At 41.1% G+C, this 24,371-nt stretch carries 22 protein-coding genes and 1 other annotated feature; of the genes, 21 read left to right on the top strand and 1 reads right to left on the bottom strand.

Going from position 1 to position 24,371, the window contains the following annotated elements:
* Nucleotides 1-45 precede the first annotated feature (45 nt).
* Nucleotides 46-1,008 carry a D-2-hydroxyacid dehydrogenase gene (locus OF158_RS13840; RefSeq protein ID WP_017550951.1) on the bottom strand — a complete coding sequence of 321 codons (963 nt, stop codon included), beginning with the start codon at nucleotides 1,006-1,008 and terminating at the stop codon, nucleotides 46-48.
* A 247-nt stretch (nucleotides 1,009-1,255) separates the two neighbouring features.
* Here OF158_RS13840 and OF158_RS13835 point away from each other — a divergent pair, with 247 nt between their 5' ends.
* The 21 genes from OF158_RS13835 to OF158_RS13735 all read left to right on the top strand — a co-directional run bounded on the left by OF158_RS13835 (nucleotide 1,256) and on the right by OF158_RS13735 (nucleotide 24,119).
* The gene (locus tag OF158_RS13835) at nucleotides 1,256-3,232 is read left to right on the top strand and encodes a methyl-accepting chemotaxis protein (protein ID WP_017550950.1); all 1,977 of its coding nucleotides are present in this window, start codon (nucleotides 1,256-1,258) and stop codon (nucleotides 3,230-3,232) included.
* A 507-nt stretch (nucleotides 3,233-3,739) separates the two neighbouring features.
* Complete coding sequence (locus tag OF158_RS13830) at nucleotides 3,740-6,151, top strand: glycogen/starch/alpha-glucan phosphorylase (protein WP_035183830.1); 2,412 nt, start codon at nucleotides 3,740-3,742, stop codon at nucleotides 6,149-6,151.
* Between the two features lie 293 nt (nucleotides 6,152-6,444).
* Nucleotides 6,445-7,545, top strand: a complete 1,101-nt coding sequence (locus OF158_RS13825; RefSeq protein ID WP_014097329.1) for an SDR family oxidoreductase — start codon at nucleotides 6,445-6,447, stop codon at nucleotides 7,543-7,545.
* A 14-nt stretch (nucleotides 7,546-7,559) separates the two neighbouring features.
* The gene (locus OF158_RS13820; protein ID WP_014097330.1) at nucleotides 7,560-8,273 is read left to right on the top strand and encodes an aldehyde dehydrogenase family protein; all 714 of its coding nucleotides are present in this window, start codon (nucleotides 7,560-7,562) and stop codon (nucleotides 8,271-8,273) included.
* Nucleotides 8,274-8,314: 41 nt separating this feature from the next.
* Nucleotides 8,315-8,551, top strand: a binding site (T-box leader).
* A gap of 139 nt (nucleotides 8,552-8,690) precedes the next feature.
* On the top strand, nucleotides 8,691-9,560 hold the full coding sequence (locus OF158_RS13815) for a polyprenyl synthetase family protein (protein WP_014097331.1): 870 nt from the start codon (nucleotides 8,691-8,693) through the stop codon (nucleotides 9,558-9,560).
* A 106-nt stretch (nucleotides 9,561-9,666) separates the two neighbouring features.
* Nucleotides 9,667-9,828 carry a hypothetical protein gene (locus OF158_RS13810; protein ID WP_014097332.1) on the top strand — a complete coding sequence of 54 codons (162 nt, stop codon included), beginning with the start codon at nucleotides 9,667-9,669 and terminating at the stop codon, nucleotides 9,826-9,828.
* A 6-nt stretch (nucleotides 9,829-9,834) separates the two neighbouring features.
* Nucleotides 9,835-12,114: a sensor histidine kinase gene (locus OF158_RS13805; RefSeq protein WP_035183833.1), complete on the top strand. Its 2,280-nt coding sequence runs from the start codon at nucleotides 9,835-9,837 to the stop codon at nucleotides 12,112-12,114.
* Between the two features lie 27 nt (nucleotides 12,115-12,141).
* Nucleotides 12,142-12,795 carry a response regulator transcription factor gene (locus OF158_RS13800; RefSeq protein ID WP_014097334.1) on the top strand — a complete coding sequence of 218 codons (654 nt, stop codon included), beginning with the start codon at nucleotides 12,142-12,144 and terminating at the stop codon, nucleotides 12,793-12,795.
* Nucleotides 12,796-13,092: 297 nt separating this feature from the next.
* Nucleotides 13,093-13,788, top strand: coding sequence for an ABC transporter ATP-binding protein (locus tag OF158_RS13795; RefSeq protein WP_014097336.1), 696 nt, complete (start codon nucleotides 13,093-13,095; stop codon nucleotides 13,786-13,788).
* Entirely contained in the window at nucleotides 13,785-14,141 is a 357-nt protein-coding gene (locus OF158_RS13790) for a hypothetical protein (RefSeq protein ID WP_014097337.1), read from the top strand. Before OF158_RS13795 ends, OF158_RS13790 begins: the two co-directional genes overlap by 4 nt.
* Before the next feature lie 469 nt (nucleotides 14,142-14,610).
* Nucleotides 14,611-16,143 carry a hypothetical protein gene (locus OF158_RS13785; RefSeq protein ID WP_225620914.1) on the top strand — a complete coding sequence of 511 codons (1,533 nt, stop codon included), beginning with the start codon at nucleotides 14,611-14,613 and terminating at the stop codon, nucleotides 16,141-16,143.
* A 645-nt stretch (nucleotides 16,144-16,788) separates the two neighbouring features.
* Entirely contained in the window at nucleotides 16,789-17,361 is a 573-nt protein-coding gene (locus OF158_RS13780; RefSeq protein ID WP_014097340.1) for a hypothetical protein, read from the top strand.
* 54 nt (nucleotides 17,362-17,415) lie between these two features.
* Nucleotides 17,416-17,754 (top strand): uberolysin/carnocyclin family circular bacteriocin, encoded by a 339-nt coding sequence (locus OF158_RS13775; protein ID WP_014097341.1) that lies wholly within the window; start codon nucleotides 17,416-17,418, stop codon nucleotides 17,752-17,754.
* 51 nt (nucleotides 17,755-17,805) lie between these two features.
* Nucleotides 17,806-19,467, top strand: a complete 1,662-nt coding sequence (locus OF158_RS13770; protein ID WP_043052477.1) for a hypothetical protein — start codon at nucleotides 17,806-17,808, stop codon at nucleotides 19,465-19,467.
* Nucleotides 19,454-20,155: an ABC transporter ATP-binding protein gene (locus tag OF158_RS13765; RefSeq protein WP_264302928.1), complete on the top strand. Its 702-nt coding sequence runs from the start codon at nucleotides 19,454-19,456 to the stop codon at nucleotides 20,153-20,155. The genes OF158_RS13770 and OF158_RS13765 overlap by 14 nt, the downstream gene beginning before the upstream one ends.
* Entirely contained in the window at nucleotides 20,148-20,672 is a 525-nt protein-coding gene (locus tag OF158_RS13760) for a stage II sporulation protein M (protein WP_014097344.1), read from the top strand. The genes OF158_RS13765 and OF158_RS13760 overlap by 8 nt, the downstream gene beginning before the upstream one ends.
* A gap of 13 nt (nucleotides 20,673-20,685) precedes the next feature.
* Complete coding sequence (locus tag OF158_RS13755; protein ID WP_014097345.1) at nucleotides 20,686-20,913, top strand: DUF5970 family protein; 228 nt, start codon at nucleotides 20,686-20,688, stop codon at nucleotides 20,911-20,913.
* 15 nt (nucleotides 20,914-20,928) lie between these two features.
* Nucleotides 20,929-21,126 carry a hypothetical protein gene (locus OF158_RS13750; protein ID WP_014097346.1) on the top strand — a complete coding sequence of 66 codons (198 nt, stop codon included), beginning with the start codon at nucleotides 20,929-20,931 and terminating at the stop codon, nucleotides 21,124-21,126.
* A gap of 72 nt (nucleotides 21,127-21,198) precedes the next feature.
* The gene (locus tag OF158_RS13745) at nucleotides 21,199-22,257 is read left to right on the top strand and encodes an efflux RND transporter periplasmic adaptor subunit (RefSeq protein WP_014097347.1); all 1,059 of its coding nucleotides are present in this window, start codon (nucleotides 21,199-21,201) and stop codon (nucleotides 22,255-22,257) included.
* Nucleotides 22,258-22,941: an ABC transporter ATP-binding protein gene (locus OF158_RS13740; RefSeq protein WP_014097348.1), complete on the top strand. Its 684-nt coding sequence runs from the start codon at nucleotides 22,258-22,260 to the stop codon at nucleotides 22,939-22,941. It begins immediately after the preceding gene.
* Complete coding sequence (locus OF158_RS13735) at nucleotides 22,938-24,119, top strand: ABC transporter permease (RefSeq protein WP_017551428.1); 1,182 nt, start codon at nucleotides 22,938-22,940, stop codon at nucleotides 24,117-24,119. Before OF158_RS13740 ends, OF158_RS13735 begins: the two co-directional genes overlap by 4 nt.
* Nucleotides 24,120-24,371 lie beyond the last annotated feature (252 nt).

Raw genomic sequence — 24,371 nt, 5'->3', positions numbered from 1 at the left:
ATAATTTAAAAATCACCGTATTTTTTGATTCGCGCAGCAAAAAGGTTAATAACCTTTTTTATAGTCGACCAGATGAATGTCCGGCTTGCTGCCAGCGAGGTACCGTTTTAAATTTGGAATGAAGATATCCCGGACAACCCGCTCGTCATAATGTTCGGTTGAGCCGGCCGTGTGCGGGGTAATGATCACATTTTCCAGCTCCCAAAGCGGGCTGTCTTCAGGGAGCGGTTCCTTTTCAAATACATCCAGCCCGGCACCGGCAATTTCGCCGGAGGAAAGCGCATCCGCCAGTTCTTTTTCATTTGCGATTTCCCCTCTGCCGATATTGATAAAAAATGCAGACGGCTTCATCCGGGCAAATGCTTCTTTCCCGAATAAATGATACGTTTCTTTCGTAAGCGGCAGGCAGACGGCAACATAATCACAAAGCGGCAGCATATCATGAAGCTGACCGTTCGTATACATTTCATCTACAAACTCGGCAGGCGCACCGGAACGCCGCACGCCCAGCACTTTCATCCCGAAGGCTTTGGCAATTTTTGCCGTTTCAAGCCCGATTTCCCCGACACCGATAATGCCAATCGTCTTTCCATGCATTTCCAGCTTTAACCCGGCATGGTCCCATTTCTTTTTCGTTTGATTTCTGACATATGTATGGATTTTCCTTGTCAATGCCAGCATCATTGCAAAAATGGTTTCCGAAATCGGATAGGCGTGCACGCCGCTTGCAGAAGTGAGAAAGAGCCCTTTTTTCTCAAATTGTTCGAGTGGGAAACTGTTCACCCCCGCACTCCAGCTTTGAACCCAGCGGAGAGCGGAATCTTCCGATAATGCATCTTTTTCCATTTTTTTCCGAAAGCTCGCAATCACTTCCGCTTTCTTCACTTCATTCTGCCAATGCGCCGGATCCTTTCCGGCCAGTATGCGCCACTCCGGGACCAGTTTCCTGATTTCATCAAGCAGGCCGGGGGCAAGATTTTCCGCAATAATCATAGTTCTTTCCGCCATCAAACTCCCTCCTTTATTTCATTAAATCATATATTCGATATACCGCAAAAATTTCCTGCTTATTCTGGTAATTTCTGTCATATTCTTTTCACATTTGCAAAAACCGCTATCCCTTCAGCCTGTAAGCCTTATCAATCATTTGCATATATTTTTCCGGGTATAAAGCCCTATGAAAAAGAGACTAAAAGGTACGATAAAAGAAATAGTGATAACCGCTATGAAAATGAACAAAAGGAGTTGCCCTGTCATGCGAAAGATGGTAGAGAAACATGTACGGTGGAACATGAAAGCGAAATTGATGGTTTCGATCCTCGCAATCCTGCTCGTTCCATCTGTACTGATCGGATATTTTTCAATCAAATCAGCAGGAAGTGAAGTCCAATCGCAAATGCTGAATGCCGCCACGGAAAATGTCAATCTGTTGCAGAATATCATCCATGATGCGATCCAGCCGCGCATGGACGATGTGGATTATTTTTCTAAAAAAATTTCGGCCGAAACGGAAAAAAAGCCGTCCGAAATCAAGACGATGTTCAGCCAATATGCAAATCTGCATAACAATGTCTTGAATGTTTACGTTGGGACAGCTTCCGGGAAAATGATGATCGAACCGAATGGCAACTTGCCTGCAGGTTATGATCCAAGGCAAAGGCCGTGGTATAAGGAAGCGATGGAACAGCCCGGAAAAGCGGTTGTGACGGCCCCGTACCAGGACGCGACCACGGGGGAAACGATTGTCACCATTGCCAAAACGACGCAAGACAGCTCCGGGGTGGTCGCAGTTGACCTGAAAATAAGTACGATTCAAAAAATGGCAAAAGAAATCAAAATCGGGAAAAGCGGGTATGCCGTGCTTATAGACCCGGCCCGCCATTATATCGTTATGCCGGGAAAAAAACCGGGCGCGTATGCAAAAGAAAAAGTGTATGATACCGTATTTAACCATGTTTCCGGACACACTTCCTATACGTATCAGGGGAAGGAAAAAGTGATGATTTATACAACTGATAGCCTAACGGGTTGGAAAATCGCAGGCACCGTGTACGCTGATGAGGTCGGTAAAGCTGTACAGCCGATCATCGACCGGATGATCCTTGTCATCGTCATTTTTCTCGTTCTCGGTACGGTATTAGCCTATTTTGTCATCCGTTCTGTGACACGGCCGATTAACCGCCTGAAAGAAGCAGCGTTAAAAATTTCCTCCGGGGACTTAACAGAGGAAATAGATATCCGGAAAAAAGATGAAGTCGGTGAACTGGCTGTAAGTTTTAAAAAAATGCAGGACAGCCTGCGCGATCTTCTCGACCAGGTTGATAAAAGCGCGGAGATGGTCGTTTCCTCTTCAGAAGAGCTGAAGGCAAACGCGGAAAATACAACACAAGCAAGCCATGAAATCAACTCCGCTGCTGCCCAGATTGCAAGCGGTGCAGAAACACAGACGAACGGCACGGAAAACAGCGCCCAGGCGATGAGTGAAATTGCAAAAGCAATGGAAAAAGTAACCGACAGCACGATGGCGATTTCCAGCTTGTCCAATGCCACGCTCGAACATGCGAAACAAGGCGGCGAGGCTGTCCGTGAGACGGTCGCGCAAATGAAGTCCATTGCCGGTTCTGTCGCGCAATCCAACGCAAAAATCCAGGCACTCTTTGAAAATTCGAAGCAAATCAGCCAGATTACAGAAGTGATAAAAGGCATTGCGGCTCAGACGAATTTGCTTGCTTTAAATGCAGCGATTGAAGCGGCAAGAGCGGGCGAGCACGGAAAAGGGTTTGCGGTCGTGGCAGACGAAATCCGGAAACTGGCCGACCAGTCGCAAAACTCAACAAAAGAAATTGAAAAGCTGATTACGCAAATCCAGCATGATACGGAAGATTCCGTCCGCGAGATGGAACAAGTGTCCAAAGATGTGGAAACCGGCGTGTCACGTTCCAAAGATTCGATCGGAAAATTTGACACGATCATGAACGGGATGAAAGAGATCACACCGCAAGTGGAAGAAATGGCGGCGATCTCGGAAGAAATTTCCGCCTCCGTCCAGGAAGTGACCTCGACTGCGAACGAACTTGCCCAAATTGCTGAAGAAAATGCGGCGGCAACCGAAGAAATGGCCGCTTCCATTGAAAGCCACCTTAAGTCGATGGATGACATCAGCGATTCGGCAAGAGCATTGTCCTATCTGTCGGAATACTTACAGGAGATTGTGAAGAAATATAAGTTTTAAAGAAGAAGCGCCCAAAGCAGAAATCCCGGCTTTGGGTGCTTTTTTGGTTGGCGCCTTTTATAGGTTTAGCCAAAAATGGGAATAGAGATCCAAAAATTTTTGGGAGTGAATTTTGCTCCTCCCCACGACACACCGTGACGGTTGGCACGCGAGAAACCGATGGAGCAGCGGCCACTTTGCAAAAGGGCTTTAGGACGCCGGCAAAAAGTTTTCGGTGACAATGGCTCCGGCGTCCATTAAAATAAAACTAGGAAGATGATGAACAAATTTTTTGAAAAAGGAAATTCCCTTATGGAGGAGAGAAAAGCATGCATACATATGTCAATTGGCCTGATGTGGTATTTCAGTTGGGCTGGCTCATTTTTCTCTGTGCCGCCGGATTTGCTATTTATAAAATCATAAAAATCAGGAAAATGAAGAATCAGCATTTGAAAAAATAGTCAGGAACGGCTCTGAGCCTCTCCGGAGAAAGGGTTACATTACGGGCAAAAAACGGGAGGAAATGGGATGGAACTCACAAAGGAACAATTTAAGGCCGATTTCGAAAGAATGCTGTCGGACTACTTCACAATGGATGTGGAAAAATCTGATTTGACAGAGCAGTATGTTACACTCGGAAAATTGATCGGTTCTTATGCAGCAAAAGAATGGCGGAACACGAATCAGCGCTACTTGGAAAAAGGGGAAAAACAAGTTTACTATTTTTCAATGGAATTTTTGCTTGGCAGGATGTTGAAAAGTAATTTGTTCAACCTCGGAATTCTCGATACGGTCCGGGCGGGGCTTAAAGAAATGGGGATGGACCTGGAAGCGTTGGAACAGGTGGAACTGGATGCCGGACTGGGAAACGGCGGTCTTGGCCGGCTGGCAGCTTGTTTCATCGATTCAATGGCGACACATGCGATCCCCGGGCACGGGAACGGCATCCGTTTTAAGTACGGGCTTTTCAGGCAAAAATTTGTCAACGGCTACCAGGTTGAACTGCCTGAAAACTGGCTGCGAAACGGCAATGTGTGGGAGACACGCCGGCTGAACAAGGCGGTAAATGTGCGGTTTTACGGCAACGTCCGGCTTGAGAAAGATGCATCGGGGCATTTTGTTCCCCATTATGAAAATGAGGAAATTGTACTTGCCGTGCCGTATGATACCCCGGTAATCGGTTACGGGGACAATACGGTCAACACTTTAAGATTATGGTCGGCGGAAATGCCGCTTGAGGATGCGAACACGGAGTACCATGCTTTTATTCAGCAGCAAAGCCGGATCGAAAGCATTTCGGAAGTGCTGTATCCTGACGATTCCAATTATGAAGGGCGTCTGTTACGTTTGAAACAGGAATATTTTTTCGTCTCAGCAGGCATTCAAAGCATTATCCGCACCTATAAAAAACGCGGCCTGCCGATGTCCAATCTCGCCGAAAAAGTCGCCATCCACATCAATGATACACACCCGGCATTATGTGTCCCTGAACTAATGCGTATTTTGATGGACGAGGAAGGCATGGACTGGGAACCGGCCTGGGATGTTACGGTAAAAGTGCTCAGCTATACCAACCATACCATTATGTCCGAAGCGCTCGAAAGTTGGCCGACAGATATGATGGCACAGCTTTTGCCGCGCATTTATCAAATTATTTGCGAGATTGACCGCCGCTATGCCGAGGACATGGCCCGTTTATATGACTGGGATATGATTGAGCGGACGAGGGTAATTTCGGGCGGGAGCGTGAAGATGGCGCACCTGGCAATCATTGGCAGCCATAGCATCAACGGGGTGGCAAAGCTCCATACGAATATTTTGAAAGAAAAAGTGCTTCGTGACTTCTATCACATTTTCCCGTCCAGATTTAATAATAAAACAAACGGCATTACTCACCGGCGCTGGCTGCTGCTTTCCAACGAACCGCTGCGCAGTTTTATTGACAGCAAAATCGGCAAGGAGTGGGCGACAAAGCCGACAGACCTGAAAATGCTGGAGCCTTTTCGCCGGGATGAAAACGTCCTGCGGCAACTTGCGGAAATCAAACAAATCAATAAGCAACGGCTGGCAGACTATATTAGGAAAAGGACAGGGCTCGCCGTCTGGACAGATGCCATTTTTGATGTGCAGGTCAAACGTTTCCATGCTTATAAAAGGCAGCTTTTGAATCTTTTGCATATTTTAAGCTTGTATTTTAAATTGAAGGATGATCCGGGAGCAGATATTTACCCGCGCGTTTTCATCTTTGGCGGCAAAGCGGCACCGAGCTACACTTACGCCAAGGAAATCATTAAGTTGATAAACGCCGCAGCGGATCTCATTAACCATGACCCGGCAGTCAGGGATATGCTGAAGATCGTTTTTATCGAAAATTACGGTGTGTCGCTGGCCGAGCGGATCATCCCGGCGGCAGACGTCAGCGAACAGATTTCACTCGCATCCAAGGAAGCCTCCGGAACGAGCAATATGAAATTTATGCTCAATGGCGCGGTTACATTGGCCACGCTGGACGGTGCAAATGTGGAAATCCGCGACCTCGTGGGGGAAGACAATATTATTCTCTTCGGGCTGACCGATCAGGAAGTTTTCCAATATTACCATGACCGGTCTTATCATTCCTATGATTATTATAAGAAAAATCCGGTGCTGCACCGTGTACTCGATGCGCTGATTGACGGCTCGATTCCCGGTGTGCAGGCGGAAGGGCGGGACATCTTTGATTCCCTCATTAAATATGGTGATGAGTTTTTTGTTTTAAGAGATTTCGAGGATTACGCGCTGGCGCAGAAAAAAGTGGACATGCTGTACCGCGATCCGCTCAAATGGCAGGAGATGGCATTGATCAATATCGCCAATGCCGGTGTATTTTCATCGGATTATACCGTGCTCAGGTATGCAGCTGAAATTTGGAACGTAAATAGCAAAACAAGACTTTTTTAGTGGACTGTCTCCCATCGCTGTAAGGTACGCGGGCTCAGCCCGGTGAAGCGTACCCGCTTGGCGAATAGAAAAAGACGGCTTGCTGTATATTGTCCGGAATTCCCCCGCTAAAAGCGGCCGGCAAGGACCTGGCTGCTCACTTATGGGGGAACCGGGCATTCAGCAGCATAAGCCGTTTTCCGAACGGGAGAAAAAAGGGGGTGAAATTTCGTCTGAATCTTTGCTTTTTTGCAGGGAAATATGCTGGCTTGGCGAATATCATTCAATAGATTTCCGGCAGGAGGGGGAGACGCGTGAAAAACATTTATTTTTTTACCGGTTTTCCTGGTTTTATCGCTTCGTCGCTGATCAGGCGGATGGCACAATTGGATTATCCGGCCGGGCACATTTATTTGCTTGTGCTTCCGGCGATGCGTCAAAAAGCAGAAGCGGAGATCGGGGGAATTTGCAAGAAAGCGGAAAATATTTCGAAGGAACAGTTCACCGTCATTGAAGGGGATATTACAAAAGAAGGGCTCTCGATTGAGGAAGGGATGCGCTTCAAGCTGGCAGAAGAAGTAACCCATGTGTTCCACCTTGCCGCCATTTACGATCTTGCGGTGAAACGGGACATCGCCTGGCGGGTGAATGTAACGGGAACAGAGAACGTAAACCAGTGGGTAAAAACGCTTAAAGCCTTAAAACGGTATGTGTATTTCAGCACCGCCTACGTGTCGGGGAAAAGGGAGGGGCGCATTTACGAACATGAACTCGACATGGGGCAGACGTTTAAAAACCATTATGAGGAGTCAAAATTTGAAGCGGAAAAGCGCGTTCGCGACATCATGGGGGAGGTGCCGGTTACGGTGATCCGCCCTGGGATTGTAAAAGGGCATTCAAAGACTGGTGAAACCATTAAATTTGACGGCATTTATTTTCTTTTGAATACGCTTACAAAATTTAAAATTTTTCCCGTGATTCCGTATTTCGGCGAGGGCACGGCGGAAGGAAATTTTGTCCCGGTCGATTACATTTTTGATGCCACCCTTTATCTTGCCCATGCACATGCCGAGACGGGAAAAACGTATCACCTTACCGACCCGCATTCGTACCGCATGCGCGAATTGTACAAAATGGTCATGGAAGCGTATCTCGGAAGAAAACCGCACGGGACCATCCCGCTATCGGTAATGGAATGGCTGTTTTCTATTAAGGCTTTCCGGAAATGGCTGAATGCGGAGCGGGAAGCCCTTGAATATTTTACATGCAAGGCAGAATATGACTGTAGCACGGCCCAAAAAGATTTGGAGGGGTCCGGGATTTCCTGCCCGGATTTCAAAGAGACATTGCCGGCAATGGTCCGTTTTTATGAGGCGCACAAAGATGACCGCGATAAGCAGCTGAAGATTGTTTAAAGAGAGGATTCCGTATGAATGCAGAGTCGATTCTGGCAAAACAGCAAGCTTTCTTTTATTCGGAGAAAACAAAGCCGTATGCATTCCGCATTAGGGCGCTTGAGGCGCTGAAAAAAGCTGTTATCCGGCATGAAAGGGCACTGTCGGGTGCGCTCCGGAAAGACTTGAACAAGTCGGCGTTTGATGCGTATGCAACAGAAATCGGCATTCTTCTGAGCGAGCTTTCATTTACATTGAAACATTTGAAAAGATGGATGAAACCGGAGCGGGCAAAAACGCCGCTCACCCATGCCGGTTCAAAAAGCATGATTATACCGGAACCGTACGGCACGGCGCTCATTATTTCGCCATGGAACTTTCCGCTGCAGCTCGCGCTTGTACCACTTGTTGGCGCAGTGGCCGCCGGAAACTGTGCAGTGATCAAGCCGTCGGAATACACGCCGCATACTTCAAAAGCTTTGAAAAAACTGGTGGAAGAAATATTCCCGGAAGATTTTATCGCCGTGATCGAAGGCGGGGTAGAAACGAGCCAGGCGCTTCTTGAACTGCCATTTGAGCCGTTCGGCGGCGTCGGGGCAAGCGGGATGGGCGCTTACCACGGAAAGGAAAGCTTTAATGCCTTCTCCCACCGGAAAAGTGTGTTACGACAAACAACCGTCTTCGACATCCCGTTCCGTTATCCAAATATGAAAAATGGGTTGACAAAAATAAAAAGATTTTTAAAATGAAGATTGACATTTTTTATTTTCAGCATTAAGATAATAATCAATCAATGGCAATGAAGAAGCGTAACCTTTGTGGATTCCGAAGAGAGCCGGTGGGTGGTGCGAACCGGTGATGACATGCAGGCGAATGGGCTTCCGAGCTTCCAAACCGAAACGTCCGGAGTAGGCTTTGGCGAATGCCTTATCGTTACAAAAGGCAGGTATACGGTTTTTCCCTGATACCGTCAAAGCCGGGCTGATCAAGCCAATAAAGGTGGCACCGCGGGTTTCCCGTCCTTTACGTGGATTGGGGTCCTCTTTATATTTTTTTAAAAAATGGGAGAGGGATTATGATGCAACTGAATAAGAGGCACTTTAACTGATATAAAATACGCGCTTCATGAATTAATTGAAGGTTTTTTTTATGGAGAAATGAAAGATATGGCTCACAAATATGCGAGTGAGCATGAGAAAACAAATCTTCCTTTTGGAATGTTGTGTGTAAACCACCACCATTTGCTGGGCGGAAAAAGCGCTTCTGTTTTTCATGTGGCAGCATGTGTAGAACTGATTATACTTGCCTTTAATATTTTAGATGACTGGCAAGATCAGGATCATCATCGCTCGCCATGGATGCAAGATCATGCAGGCCAATCATTGACGGTGGAAACGGCCTTTTTGTTGTTGGCTATGTCAAAATTGAATGGATTTTTAGGCAGTCAAAAAAATAATTTGGCTTTTCAACTAATCGTTGACCGAATAAATCGTTCCGTTCATGGTCAATTTGCTGATATTCGAAATGCACCATTGAAAGAAGAAGAATATATTGCAGTAATTAAGCAAAAATCAGGAGCACTTTGTGCGCTCGCTTGCTTGTGCGGAGCTATGCTAGCTGGTAATACTACTGATCTTCATTTAATAGGTGAGTATGCAACTGGAATAGGTATTTGTGCCCAGCTCGAGAACGATCTTGATGATGTTCTCCATTTGGGTGAAAAAAATGATCTAATTCACAAAAAATGGACACTGGCTACCATGTATCTCGCCCATCACCCAAGCCGAATCGGAAAGGCAGTGGCATCTTATTTTGAAAATCGGCTGTCTTTAGATCGATTACTAGCCATTCAATCATTGGAGGCATGGATTCAATCATCAGGTGTTATTCTCTATACAAGAGTTTTAATAGAAGCTGAAAAAATAAAAGCAAAAAACATTATTGATAAATTGTCCGTTGACGAAACCATTAAACGACAAATCAAGAGCTTTGTTGATGGAATTCATTTCAAGGCGGATATCCCAGGAGAAACTTAAGATTGTAAATCTTAGTTTTTTCCTTAATCTTTAGTTGGAAACATCATTTTAAAATATATAAATGGTATTATATGGATGATAGATGAATAATATGGGAGATGATAAGATGGAAACGTTTATTTACCAGTTGATGAAGCAACCACATCTGATTGAAGAAATTAAAGCGGGGACTTTTGATTACCCGGAATCTTTTACTGAAGAAGATAAATGTGCCGTATTGAATGCTATCAAAGGGGAGAACAGTCAAGATTATCGTTTATGGGCCTGATATAAAATGATTAGAATGCGCTTTCTTTTGCTAACTGGTTTATTTTTGTCGTTTATACTTGCTACGTATTTTGTGTTTGTTATTTTTAAGTATCCATACATAGGCATTATTGTCAAAAAGGCGGATCATCAAATCGTGGTGGACAGTGTAGATCCGTACGGGTGGGCTTCTGAACAGTCCATTTACAGGGGGGATGTTATCCGGCTTATTGACGGACGTTCTCCAACAAAAAAGCCATCCGTCCAACATAAGGAGATTATTAGTGACGCTAAGAAAATAACGATAGAACGCGGGAACCAGGATGTACAATATAAAATAGATAATCATCAGCCTGTTACTGGAATGATTTATTATTTTCTTGTTCCATCGGTTTTCTTTTTGGTTTGTTTTTCTTTAGGATGTTTTTTATTTAAATTTCTGGATAAAAACAAGTCAATTCCAGTCCTGATCCTTTTTTTAGCAGTAATCGCCCCCGTATTACTAAATATTAGTGCCAATTCCCGAATCTACAATTGGAGCAGGTATACAGTGGGGATATTTATGTGTATCAGTCTGGTATTGCTGCTACATTTTTTGCGAAATTATTATCATTCCTCATCACGACTGGTTTCAAACCATGTGCTTTCTTTTCTATATTTAGGCGCCGGACTTGTTTTGATAAACCGGGTAATCGCCGCCGATTATCCGCTTGAACTGTTTTTTGTGCCCGTTGTCTTTATCATTCTTATGATCTCTGTTTTTCGATTATATTATCAAACGAAAAACAGTGAGGTGAAAAAATCATTACAGGTGCTTTTTACGGGTATCTTCCTTGCCCTTATGCCATTTGTCACACTTTACGCACTTCCAATCGTCATTTTCAAGGATTCAATCATGCCATGGGAGTGGACAACACCTTTTCTTGTTTTTTTACCAATTACAACGGGCTATTTGGTGCTGACTTATAAAATGATTGATTTGTCCTTTATTATCAACCGGCTGCACTATTATTGCTTGATGAGCCTAATGATAATGTCCGTTATTTTAACGGGAACGCTCGCTTTTGATCCGGGTAAACTGTCGGGCAATATATTTAGGATTACACGCCTGGCTCTGTTCGTTTTTACTGTTATACTGTTGTTTTTATATATAAAAGATTATGTCGAATACCGGTTTAGAAAAATTATGTTTCCAAAACGGCAGGATTTTCAAATGAGCTTGAATCGTTTTTTGCAATGGATGAAGTCGGAGCATAAGCTGGCTAATTTAGCCTTTATTTTGAAACGGGAAATTGAAAACTTTCTGCCAGCTAAGGAAGTTACTTTAGTAAAGGTCGATCAGAATGGGAAAGCTATTTCTTTACTCGACAATACTAAAGTGAATGTGACACATCACTCGATGACGAATGAATGTACAGAACGTCTTCAGATGGATGTGCACGGGTTTAAAATCAACTTGTATCATGACAAAAGCGGCACGATCTTTTTATATGGGCGTTGGAAAATGCGAAGAAAGCTCAATCCCGATGAAAAGATTTGGCTTGAGACGCTTTTAAACTATGCACAGGTTGTGATTGAGAATCAGGACAAGGCTGAAGACCTTATCGCTTTATTAAGCTTGGAAAAAGACCGGGATTTGTTGCCGCATACAGTAAAAAAAGCAATTTTTAACATTTCAGAGCGCGAACGCAAGCAATTGTCGAGGGATCTACACGACACGATCATACAAGAGCTGCTGGCACTGGCGAGGGATGTCGATATCAAAAGGGCCGGTTGTGCTGATCCATTTGTTATTGACATGCTGTCCGAAATTCGGGAGGGAATTTTAAATAACATTAAAACATTGCGGGAAATCATACATCATTTACATCCGGAATTTATTCACAAAATGGGCTTGCCCCTTGCTCTGAATCAATTATGCCTTCAAGTACAAAAACAATCATCATTTGCTTTACATATGCATATCGATCAGCATTTTACAATTTTTGATCGTGAACTGGAAATCAACATGTATCGTATTGTCCAAGAGCTTTTAAACAACGCGATCAAGCATTCCCAAGCAGAGCATGTAAGCTTAATTTTGGCTGAAGAAAGCACGAGGTATATTCTTCTTTACGATGATGATGGGATTGGGATAGACAAAGATGTACTCAAACGCCAGCATCATTTCAGCACGATGGGATGGCCAGGTTTAAACGGGCGCGTAGCCATTACCGGCGGTCAATTAAACATAGACTCACTTAAAACAGGAAACGGTAGGAAAGGGCTTCATATAGAAATTGTCTGGCCAATCAACCGGGGTTTATAAATAGCCAGTTTTACAAGGAGGAGTATAATGATGGCGTCCATACTTGTCATTGATGATCATCGTTTAGTGGCAAGCGGTACGAAGAGTTTGCTGCAAAACGCTGGATTTGAAGCGGAAGCCATTTTTTCTGCTGATTATTTAAAAGAAAAGATAGAGAGTGCGAATTATGATGTTTTTCTTATTGACTGGAGTTTTCCTGAAGTGAACGGTCTGGAAATATCAAAAAAAATAATCAAATTACAGCCGCAAGCTAAAATTATTATTTATACGGGTTTTGATTCAGAACTTGCTATTGTGTTGGACCAATTAATTGAAGAAGGCATTTCCGGGATTATCAGTAAAACGGCCTCAGTGAATACTTTAATTAACGCTGTTCATGCCGTTATCAGTGGATACAGCATTTTTCCAAATACCCTTGTGAAAGAGTCTGTTTACACCCTCCGGTTGAAAAAGGAAACTGAAAATCTGTTTAGTGAAAGAGAAATAGAAATTATTGAGTGTTTAATTGACGGTGATACGAACAAGGAAATTGCTGCTAAACTTTACATCACTCAACGTTCTGTAGAGTATCAGCTGCGCTCCATTTATAAAAAATTGGGCATTCATTCCAGAGAACAAGTCGCGGATAGAGTAAAAGAAATGAGGATTATTTCGCCTGATTCATATAAAATTCATGGATAGAGCGGATTTGCAAAGAATTCCGCTTTTTTGGTATTAGCCACCAATGTTTGGGCAGCAGCTGTCCACTTTTTTTCGGTGTTACCACACAAAAATTTCGGTGATACCCCGCAAAGATTTCGGTCATGCCACACAAAAATTTCGGTGACAATGGCTCTTTTGTCAATTAAAATAAACGTGTCATTTTTTAGGCACTTTTTTGACAATTAAGGATCCCCTCAGTGCAAAGTAAATTAGGTCATTTGTACTGTGTGTTGGTGATGTCTTTTTTTATATCAAATTTGATTGGAGGATGAAAAGTTGATCGAAGCCAAGGACATCTCCGTTTCAATTGGAGGAGTACCCGTGCTGCATGCTGAGTCAGTACGTTGCAATTCCGGAACCATGACAGCTCTCGTTGGTCCCAGTGGGTGTGGGAAAACCACACTTCTGCACTGCCTTGGGTTGTTGCTCCCGGTGGATCAAGGCCAGATTTTATTTAATGGAAAAGATGTTACAAAGTACAATTCATCGGCACGACGCAAATTTTGGTGTGATCACGCAGCCTTCATACTTCAAGATTACGGAATCATGGATGAGGAGTCGATTGCTTTCAATGTAACCATGCATGCAAGTATGTTTGGTCGGCGTTTCAGGGGAAATCGCGAACGCTTGGCGAAGGTACTTGAGCAAACAGGTTTACAGGGCCGGGAAAAGGAGCTGGCCGGTCACCTAAGCGGAGGAGAAAAACAGCGATTAGCTTTAGCGCGTGCTGTTTACAAGGATGCGGAGCTTCTATTTGTTGATGAGCCTACTGCTTCTCTTGACGCAGTCAATCGGAAAAAAGTCTTCCATTTGTTGGTAAAATTTGCTCTGAGTGGTCGTACAGTGATTGTGTCAACGCACGATTCCGAGATGATTAACGCATGTGGTGCCAAATATGAAGTCGGTTCTAACAGTTCATTACATAATCCGTCTTCTACTGATTTAACTGGTAATATGGGAGAAACCTTATGAAGCCGGTTCATAAGAAAATTATTGGTGTGGTTGTCGGTTTGTTGCTAATAGTGGGAGCGCTTGCGTTACTGAACGGCTGGTTCTCAGGCTCAGAGGACACGCATCCGCCGTGCAATCAGCTGCCGACTGTGTCGAAGGTAGATGAGGCGATTGCTAGCCATCAAAAACTTACTAAGGAGATAAAATCAATAGGGGATGACATTACAGTTGAAGTGGGGAGGCCTTGCTCCAAAGACCAGAACCGGGGACTGGTCATGGTGAAATATGGTACAAAAACTGAGCGTAAAGCGATTGATGATCTTCTCAGCCGTCGAAACGGGTTCGGGGTCCCGGTATATCTGGTGAAGAACTAATGCCTATTTCCACCGTAGGATGACTTTTTACATTAGGAAACAGCATGGCAATAATTCATTTGTTTTTTTAAATATGTTGGCCGAATAACAGTGTGAAGGAAGGAAAGGAATAAATGAAAAAACATGATCTGCTAATCCTCGCTATTACACAGAGGCTCAACGATAATAATAAAAAACATTGGGAAACGGTGAGTCGAGTTTCTGACGTTCATGGAGGGTTTATCTGTGTATAAGCGTATTATCGTGGTGGTTGCGAGTGCCTTGTTTGCACTACTTGCGTTGCTCGCTGCAATTATCACAGGCCTATATGATCGAGACTTTCCACAAGCCATTCATACTGGGAGTAGGATTAGCCTAGACTTTAGCGAATCAAATATTTCCATTACTAAGGCATTTGACACGTTGGAGAAATTAGATCCACGCTGGGGTCTGGGACTAGGTGAACTCGTTAAAGCAATCAGGTGTTAAGGTGAGTCGAACGGATGCGTCAATTTTTCGCAGTCTAGAATTTGTGGTGCGGGAAAGGGGATTTGCTGCTGCTGTTGTTGCAGCTTTTGCGCTAATCGCCGCACTGGCGTTGTTTTGGTTGTCGTTGAGAGCACGCGGGCGAGCGCTCCGTGTTTTAGGTGGATGTCCAACCGTACAAATCCAAATGCAGGATCTATCAGGGTTCGGTGGTGCACTACTGCTTGCGGCGTTAGTCGTGGTGGTGGTTTCAGCAGGCTATGTAGGTATATTTCATGGCTGGATGTACGTAGGTGCCTTTCTCAAAGCTTTAGTAAGTCTACAAGTTGCAATCATCGGTGTATCCCTATTCGTAGCGTTTGTTATGTCGGCTTCTGCCTGGCCGAGCGCCACCATGCTTGCCACCAGACAACCAGCAGTAAAGAGCCTGCGTGTAGCGGCAATTGTGATTCAAGTATTAACTTTTCTACTGGTGGTTGCTGCGGCCGGACCCGCATGGTCTACATACAAACACTCTTCAGCTATGGCAGCTGAAATGGCACAGTTGAAGCAATTGGCAGACCAAGTCGCCATTGTATTTGCAACAGATGTTGATGAAATGGACAGCTTGGAACCCCAAATTGGCAAATTAGTAAAAGAAGCTGAATCGCGTGATAAGGTTGCTCTATCTTATACTTTTACCAAAGAAATGGGATTACCGGCTGATTCTGGAAAGTATTCAGCAGTCTCATTCGTGAACCAGCGTTGGCTCGACCTAGTGACTAAGGGTGCACCACAGTCAGCTGTTAAACCGGTACCTTATCGCAGTATTCCAAAGGGACTCATTCAAATGGTTCGTGAAGAGACTAAACTTCTATCAAGGCATGGTTTTTCTAGGGAATCATTCGGACAGCTTCAGTTTATGCAACCAGTAAAAGGGTTTCAGTTACCAGTGGCCCAAGGAGGTGGGGGCCAAAGTCTTCACTTTGCTGACGATGTCCTGGTCGTTGTTGTGCCATCGATTTATGATGCATTTAACGATTCTACACTAACCTCCATGGCTTCAACTAGTAACATTGTGTTTACCGGTGTGGCTGCTACACAGCAATTGTTAAAAAATCACGGCCTTGATGTGCGCGCGTTACGCGAACACGGCATTCATGGTGAACTTCATATTGCTTACATTGCTGAAGATGGGATTCTTCAAGCGCAGTTTGCAGCGAATGTTGTAAGGTTGCAGAGCTTTGCGCTGATTGCCTTGGTGGTTGCTTTCACTGTCGCAACAGTGATCAGTGCGTTGATTACCGCGATATTACGGGCGAAACATGACTTCCCGCTTCGGTTGGCGGGTCAATCTTGGGCACGGATTTTATGGAATCGTGTGGTCAAGGAATTGCTAATTGGTACCGGCCTTGCGGGCATTGTTGTCATGCTACAAAGGCCAGATGCGATGGAAGCCGTACTTGTGATAGCAGTATATGGATTGCTTGTCGTACCGTTAAGTCATCTTTTTGCTACGCGCTATTGTTTCAATGGTGTTATCAGACGTCGAATTTGATGGCAGTCTCAGACAATTTTATATGAAAAATGTTTAAATGGTCATTTTATTTAATGTGCAATCTGAACTGTTTTCTGTTATATAAACGAAGTTGGTTTCCAACTTTTCATTCTATGAAATATTTTTTGGATTGAGATTTTTGTGGGACTTCTTTCTTTTTAGGGAAATCCCTGGATTATTCTTTTTACTACTATTGTTTCTAGGGTAATAACCATTGTAGAACATAAGGAATAATAAAAGACATTTGAAATTAAAACAAAAATAAGGTACATGCCTGAGGCCAGCAGATAGAGTAAAAAAATGAGGATTATTTCGCTGATTCATATAAAAATCCATGGATAGAGCGGATTCGCACAGAATTCCGCTTTTTTGTATTAGCCATCAATGTTTGGGTAGCATCTGTCCACTTTTTTTCGGTGATACCACACAAATTTTTCGGTAATACCACACAAAGATTTCGGTGACAATGGCTCTAGGGCCTATTAAAATATGAGTATCAGATACGTTGATTAGTGTATCTTTCTAAAGTTCTTAATGTCCTTAATAACTGATAAAAAATACCCTTGATTTTCTTATGAGTTGAGGAAAAAAGATTGAAGAATTCAATTATTAACAATATTAAACAATTAATGGAGAGATAAACAAATGAAAAAAGGAATAACATCATCAAATACTTATTGGATTTTTATTTCTTTATTTTTTATAGTAATATTTAATGCTTTTTTTCAATACTGTATTCATCAAAAAGCGCTAAATTTGTTTTGGTCTCAGGTTGATAAAGAAAATCATCTTGGCTCTTCAATTAATGTAATATTTTATGTTGTTCAAAGTTTTACGGTGCTTACGTCAATAGTTGGCATATTAATAGGAGCTTTAGTGGTTGCTTTTTTTGGATTCCTGTTTGGAATTAAAAAAAAGAAAAAAGATTATTTGTTAGTTTATTCCCTAACTTCATTATTTCTTTCATTTAAACTTGTCATAGCAGGCATAGTAAATCTGTTTCATGCAAATGCAAGCAAAATCTATATTGTTGGAAAGCAGAGTTTCCTTACGCAAATAGCGGATCCTTTTTTATGGTTAAGTACTGTTTTATTTTTCCTTTTAGGAGTTAATATTTTATCAAGCAACAGAAAAAAAGTATTTTATTTAACACTCATTTATTTGCTGATTAAATTTGTGAATATCGGTCTCTCTTATTTTTTAAATTATATAGTTTAATAATGGGGGGGCTATTAAACTATATATATAAAAATTAAGATTGGAGTGAAATGTATGGTAAATAGCTTAACTAACAAAAAAAGGGTATTTCTGTTTGTGGTAATTGGGCTGGTACTCGCCACTCTGTCATCGGTTGCGTATATCAGCACACTACAAATCACTATTCATCAAACTGCAGTTTTGCCTGGCAATGCTTACTTAGCAAGCACCCTTGGCATTTCCACCGCCGCAGCAAAGAAGGCTATCGATATTATCGATACTGCTTCAACGATTGCATCAATTATTTCTTTAATTGGTGTTGTAACAGGCGCTGGAGCTATCTCTTACGCTGTTGTCGCTACTGCTAAAGCGATGATCAAAAAATACGGTAAAAAGTACGCGGCTGCTTGGTAATTAGCATTACCTGCCCCCCTTTTTTAGTTTGAAGAAAGAGTTGACGAGTTTATGAAAAATAATAATTATAGTATACTGTATTATATTGTGAAATTTAATATGCTCTCAAAGACAAGAAAAAAATTAGACGATTGGAATCTGAATCATATTGGGGTTAAAAAGGCCTTTTATGCTTTATTATCCTTTATCTTTCTCACTTCATTACTAGTGTTTATTTTGTCGTTTTATATTAGTAAGAAATACATGCTCCCAAATACATATTTACAGTTACTGTTGGTATTCATTTTCATTGAACAAATCGCTTCGTCCCTAAGTTTTTTCAAAAACAATAGAGACTATTTTTTAAAAGATGAAAGAAAGTTAATCCATCAAAATAGAAGGATTAGGATTGTTCAGTTGAAATCTGTTTTAGTATATAAAACTATTGAAAAAGCAATGCTAACAAGTATTTTAATATTAATACCCGTTTTATTAGCTTTAAACCTAACCCAAAACTCAATTATCGGTATATTTGATTTGCTTCTCATAGTACTTATGTATTTCTTTGTTAACTTTTTCTTGTCGTTGTTATTCTCTTACATTCCATATATTTTATCAATTTTATGGTCAAGAGCATTAAAATCATCCATTATAAAAATAATTGCATTAATTATTAACCTATTGGTACCTGTGATTATTGGCTTCTTCGGATTTTATTTGCTGAATAAATTTAATATTGTACAGTCCCTGTATGAATTATCCCATACTAAAATATTTTATTATTTTAAAGTGGCAAACCCTTATCAAGTAATTTGTAAAAATAACATTTCCTCCGACTTAATCATTGTTTCAATTTTGGCGGTTTCATGTGTGCTTGTATATATAATATGGAGCAAAACTTTAGAGAGATTCGACTTAATAGAGTACACGAAATTAAATAATCGAGTTTACTCAAACACAATACCGCTAGCAAATAAAAAGAAAATATTTTATTGTATCTTACATAAAGATAGAGCTTTTCTATTAAGAATCGATGGTTTCTTTTTTAGAAATCTTGGCAACATGCTATTTTTGGTTATGTTTTTTCTTGGATTTGGTTTCCCTTTTATCTTAAGATACTTTAGTGGCTATCCTGTTCAAGCATCGATTATTTCCGTTTTTTTAATTTCTTCATTGTTCTATCAGCTTGTTGGAGATGCAATAAAAATGATTCTTTCCGTTGAATTAGATTTAAAAAATTACCATATTTTTTATTCTAATGTATTTAATTTATGGGAATTAGCAAAACCAAAATTAAGAAATTATAATCTTATTGTTTGGTTTCTAACGATTTTTCTAACTTTTATTTCTTTTTTCTGGCAACCTTATTTCATTCTGCTTCATTTTGTATTTTTTATTATATTTTTGTGTAACGGTTATTTATATAGCCTTATTCAAACAAGTAGTGTTTTACTGTATCCAAAAAAGAACTGGGAGCATTTCTATGAAATCGGGGAATCAAGTAAAGCAAAAACATTTCAACATATCTACGAAGGATGTATCTTTGTCATTATATTACAAATGATAAGTCTCGTCAGTTTCCTGTTAATGAAATTCAGTACTTTTTCTTCAATTATACTTTTAAGCCTTGGGACAGTTATGATTGTTTTTACTTTACTTAATTATTTATTCTCTATGTTATATCTAAAAAAGATTAACATGAATGAGAGGTACATTTTGAATGATAGAGATTAAAAATATTAAAAAACGATTCGATAAAAAAATTGTTCTGAGGGGGCTTTCTCTGAAAATTAAAGACGGCGATTTTTTTGGAATATTAGGGACAAACGGTGTAGGGAAAACAACTTTGTTAAAAATTATTGCAGGGATGATGGTTCCTGATAGTGGGGAAGTCACCATAAATGGAGAAAAACAAGACATTAAAAATTATGCATTGCAAAATCTTATAGGATTTGTACCGGATCACGCTATTTTATACGAATATCTTACGGGAGAAGAGTATCTGTATTTTGTTGGCGGAATGTTTAATGTGCCAAAAAAGAAAATTGTCGAATTTGCCGCGAATATCCTTAATGATTTTGAATTGTATAATGAGAAAGATCAATTAATAAAAACGTATTCTCATGGAATGAAGCAAAAGATTTCGATAGCGGCTGCTCTAATACATGAGCCTCAAATTTTAATATTAGATGAACCGCTTACGGGAATAGATTTAAAATCAAGTAAGGTTATAAGGAAATTTCTAAAAGATTACACGGATAAAGGAAAAACAGTGCTCATAACAACTCACTTATTAGAATTAGCTCATTCTGTTTGCAACCAAATAGCAATCATCCATGAAGGCAAACTTGCCAGAAAAATAACCGTGCAAGATTATAGCTTGGATAAATTAGAGGAGGAAGTAGAAAACATATATGTATAAAGTTCCCTCTATTCTAAGAAACAATTGGATTTTGTTGACGATTACAACAGCAATCTATGTTTCGGGTTTTGTATACGGTATCACATCCGCTGATCCAGTTAATAAAAGCGGAAGTTTAAATACAACATCCAGTCTGATACATCTAATTGACAATAATTTATTAGCGTGCGGTCTGATCATTTCCGGTTTTTTTACGTTTGGTTTAACTACAATTTTATATTTATTTACAAATGGATTAATCCTTGGCGAATCCATTATGAATAATCTGGACTTTGGTGTATTAAAAATTGTTTTATTGATTTTACCACATGGAATATTCGAAATTCCTGCTTTAATTGTAAGTGGAGTAATTGGTTTTAAAGGTATTGCTCTAATTCCTCAATTGTTCCACAAGAAAAATATCAGCAACTTTATCAAAGATTATTTTACAAATATACTGCTATTACTAATTGTGGTAATGCTATTTGTTATGATCAGCGGTTTAATAGAAACCTATTTGACACCATTATTCAAATAGAAAGGATAGGAAAATGAAAAAAATAGGTGAAATCTTATATTTGATTGGAATTCCGCTTGTTTTAGCTTTCGGATTGATTATATCCCATTATTATCCATTTTTATTGCCAGTAAGTACTTTCGGGTTATTTGGTTTATATATGTTTTTGTTTAGCCCATTTAAAAAGATTTTTGCACGAATACTATTTATCACAGTATTTATTGTAAACTTAATCGGCAGTGTTCTTTTATATTTTGCCTGAAAGGAGATGGGATAGTTGGTTAACAAGTATGCAATTTTTATAGTTGCACTTATATTTTTTATTCTAGCAGTTACAGTCAAGCCGGTTTTTGAACTTATAGGTTGGAATCTTCCGGATAGAACATTAAATATGGTGGCAGTTATTTTTGGCCTCCTCGCACTTTGCATATCGTTAATAACAGCCGTCATTGCCGTTATCGATTTTAAAAAGTAGATTTCCATAGTTGCGTTTTAAGCCACATTTATTAACAAGAAATAAAAACATATTTATGAACGAGGTTTTATCATGAATGAAGAGACAGCTAACGGGAAGAAAAATCTCATTATTGCTTTGATTATTATTGCCGCCCTTTTTGGAGTGCTGTGCTTGGTAATTGTTTTAAGGACGCATGCAAGTTTAAAAAGCGAACCCCATTACCAGCAATATGTGGTCAAATATACTCCGGCGTTAGTTGAAACAGGGAAGGTTTCAGCAAAGCAGACACAGAATTTGCAAATACCGGATGGTACAGTACAAAAAGTAAATGTACGGAACGGTGATGAAGTGAAAAAAGGGGATGTTCTCTTAACAACCCATAATAACGAAATCATAGAGAAGATTACTGACGTGAAACAGAGTATTTTAAAAATGCAGCGCGACTTAGCGGTTCAAAAACAAAACATTGCTTATCTTAAAAAGAAATTATCAGCAGTACACCAAGAAGAGAATAAAGAGGAGCTGAATCTTGAAATTGCAAGAGATCAGAATACCTATCGAGATACAGAAGCTGGTTTGCAAAATCAACAGGATCAATTAAATCAGCTGGAGAATAGAGTGGAGGGCAGGTTAAAAGCACCGTTTGATGGTGTGGTGAGTATTTCCACTAATAATAGCGGCCAATCGCAATACAGCATCAGCTCGGATGCTTTAGAGGTCCAGTCGAGTGTTTCCGAATATGACTATGACAAGTTGCGTGTAGGGAGTAAAGTGGTTATTAAGGCCTTGGCAAACGGGAAGAGGCAGACCACAACCATTCAGTTTATTTCCAAAATACCCTCAAAAACCGCTACTAAGAAAGGCTTTTCAATGTATGACTTCACGGTCGATGTGGATCGCCGCTTTATGGCAGGCCAAAGCGTGCAAATCACAATACCACAAAAGCAAATAAAGCTTCCGAGCAAAGCCATTATCAAAAAGAATGGTCAAACGGCCGTTTATTTAGTCGTAAATGGAAAAGCACGTTTTCGCACTGTGGCGGTAGAGAAACAGAACGGTTTCTACACCCTCAAAAGCGGATTGCACCCCGGCGATCGTATTGTGGCTGATCCGGACAAACGACTAAAAGATGGAGCGAAGGTGAACTGATTGATTCGATTAGAACGGCTCAACAAGTATTATCAACAAGGAGATGAAAAAATTCATGTGCTGAAGGATATTTCTTTGGAAATTAATCAAGGAGAGTTCGTGGCAATTATGGGGCCGTCGGGTTCGGGCAAATCAACGCTCATTAATATCATTGGCTTTCTTGATAATCAATTTGAGGGTGAATACTTGTTTAAGAGGAATTCGGTAATTGGCAAGTCATCAAAAGACTATGCAAAGTTGCGAAATCAAAACGTGGGCTTCGTTTTCCAAAATTTTAAACTGATTGCGAATTTAACGGTTGCTGAGAATGTTGGTTTACCGCTGCTTTATGCCGGATACCGCCGAAAGGACATCGGCGAACGAGTGAATAATGTATTACAAAGTGTGCATTTAAAAGGAATTGCTAAAAAGTTGCCGTCCCAGCTGTCGGGCGGCCAGCAACAGCGTGTTGCCATTGCCCGCGCCCTTATATCCAAGCCGAGTTTCTTACTGGCCGATGAGCCCACTGGCGCACTTGACAGGCATACTTCGCAAGAGATTTTAAAACTGTTCCTTGACTTAAATCAAAAATTACGATCCACCATTATTATGGTTACGCACGATTACCAAGTTGCCAGCCAGAGCCAACGTATGATTCAAATTATGGATGGCCGGATTGAAAGCGATAGGAGCGTCAGCAAATGAGGGCAGCCGAACTGTTTTTTACTGCAATACGTTCGCTTTTGGCGAATCGAAGGCGAAGTATTTTAACAATGTTGGGCATCGTTATCGGCATTGCCTCGGTGATTACGATTATTTCCTTAGGTAAAGGCGTTGAGAAAGCAACTCTTAAAAATTTACAGGCGTCCAATTCGGGCAAGCAGTCAACTGTCGTGGAATATTATGCTGACGATTTGAACGCGGCCGAATCTGGTTTTAATGAGTCGGATCTATCGTTATTAAATTCCGCCGGGGCAAGCTTCGGACTGGCAGAGGCTCATATTATTAACGATGACAATGGGACAGTCGATGTCCAGGCTTCGCTAAATGGTAGCGAACAAAACGTAACAGTAAAGCTTCTTAAACGTTCTTCTTCGGAACAAGAGATTTCTGCTGGCCATAATATCTCTCAAAATAATATCACATTCGCTGATCCTGTTGCTTTAATTTCAAAAAAATTGGCGGCTTCTATTTATATTCAACCCAATCGTGCCTTAGATACGGCTGTCATCGTGAATGGGATTAGCTACCATGTTATCGGAGTCTTTGAAAATGCCGATGATTTTCATGATATAATGATTCCCAAAAAGGTTTATAAGAAAAGTAATATCAGCAACGTGGGAAATAAATTAAAACTGGTCTTCAATCGCGGGGAAAACGTCAGTAAACAAACAAAAAAAATCGTCAGCCTGCTCAACAAGCAGGGCAGCCATCATTTGCAGGGGAGCTATGAGCATATAGAAATGGGGCAAATCTTGAAAGGCATTGGATCAGTCATTAACAGTTTAACCTACTTCATTAGCGCAATTGCCGGGATTTCGCTGTTTATTGCTGGGATTGGGGTAATGAACATGATGTATATTTCTGTCTCTGAACGTACCCGGGAAATTGGCATTCGTCTCGCTATCGGCGCAACCCCAAAGAATATCTTATTCCAGTTCCTTTTGGAAGCGGTGTTGTTGACGGGAATAGGCGGCTTGATTGGTTTTGGGATAGGTGGTGGACTCGCGTGGCTCATTTCGCTCTTCTTACCTTTCCGTGCCGTGATCGGTGTAGGAAGCTTTTTACTCGCTTTTTGCGTCTCTACCTTTGTCGGCATTCTATTTGGCATATTGCCGGCTAAAAATGCAGCCAATAAGAACTTGATCGATATTTTGCGTTAGGATGTTGATTGGAAGAATACAGTGGTCTAAACAATGATGAATGTGCAAAGTAAAATGTCCTAACCGGACCCCTTCTTCGAACGAAGTGGCCATGCGTGCCCTTTCGCGTATTTTTTCCCGGGTAGGCCAAGTCACTTTTTCACAAGGAAGACAAGGTTTGTCCGCCAAATGTTACTTGGAAAAATGGGCTGAAAAAAATAAAAAAATTTTTGAAATGAAGGTTGACAATTCTTATTTTCAGCATTAAGATAA

Source organism: Weizmannia sp. WK01, from assembly GCF_025905465.1.
GTDB lineage: Bacteria > Bacillota > Bacilli > Bacillales > Bacillaceae_C > Weizmannia > Weizmannia faecalis.
This window is presented reverse-complemented; position numbering and strand designations above follow the sequence as displayed.

Excerpts from the sequence above, each read along its gene's own strand:
- OF158_RS13770 (WP_043052477.1), top strand. The coding sequence starts at position 17,806 with ATGAAAAATAATAATTATAGTATACTGTATTATATTGTGAAATTTAAT.
- OF158_RS13735 (WP_017551428.1), top strand. The coding sequence starts at position 22,938 with ATGAGGGCAGCCGAACTGTTTTTTACTGCAATACGTTCGCTTTTGGCG.
- OF158_RS13815 (WP_014097331.1), top strand. The coding sequence starts at position 8,691 with ATGGCTCACAAATATGCGAGTGAGCATGAGAAAACAAATCTTCCTTTT.
- OF158_RS13810 (WP_014097332.1), top strand. The coding sequence starts at position 9,667 with ATGGAAACGTTTATTTACCAGTTGATGAAGCAACCACATCTGATTGAA.
- OF158_RS13830 (WP_035183830.1), top strand. The coding sequence starts at position 3,740 with ATGGAACTCACAAAGGAACAATTTAAGGCCGATTTCGAAAGAATGCTG.
- OF158_RS13755 (WP_014097345.1), top strand. The coding sequence starts at position 20,686 with ATGAAAAAAATAGGTGAAATCTTATATTTGATTGGAATTCCGCTTGTT.
- OF158_RS13760 (WP_014097344.1), top strand. The coding sequence starts at position 20,148 with ATGTATAAAGTTCCCTCTATTCTAAGAAACAATTGGATTTTGTTGACG.
- OF158_RS13765 (WP_264302928.1), top strand. The coding sequence starts at position 19,454 with ATGATAGAGATTAAAAATATTAAAAAACGATTCGATAAAAAAATTGTT.
- OF158_RS13835 (WP_017550950.1), top strand. The coding sequence starts at position 1,256 with ATGCGAAAGATGGTAGAGAAACATGTACGGTGGAACATGAAAGCGAAA.
- OF158_RS13840 (WP_017550951.1), bottom strand. The coding sequence starts at position 1,008 with ATGGCGGAAAGAACTATGATTATTGCGGAAAATCTTGCCCCCGGCCTG.
- OF158_RS13780 (WP_014097340.1), top strand. The coding sequence starts at position 16,789 with ATGAAAAAAGGAATAACATCATCAAATACTTATTGGATTTTTATTTCT.
- OF158_RS13790 (WP_014097337.1), top strand. The coding sequence starts at position 13,785 with ATGAAGCCGGTTCATAAGAAAATTATTGGTGTGGTTGTCGGTTTGTTG.
- OF158_RS13800 (WP_014097334.1), top strand. The coding sequence starts at position 12,142 with ATGATGGCGTCCATACTTGTCATTGATGATCATCGTTTAGTGGCAAGC.
- OF158_RS13775 (WP_014097341.1), top strand. The coding sequence starts at position 17,416 with ATGGTAAATAGCTTAACTAACAAAAAAAGGGTATTTCTGTTTGTGGTA.
- OF158_RS13745 (WP_014097347.1), top strand. The coding sequence starts at position 21,199 with ATGAATGAAGAGACAGCTAACGGGAAGAAAAATCTCATTATTGCTTTG.
- OF158_RS13805 (WP_035183833.1), top strand. The coding sequence starts at position 9,835 with ATGATTAGAATGCGCTTTCTTTTGCTAACTGGTTTATTTTTGTCGTTT.
- OF158_RS13820 (WP_014097330.1), top strand. The coding sequence starts at position 7,560 with ATGAATGCAGAGTCGATTCTGGCAAAACAGCAAGCTTTCTTTTATTCG.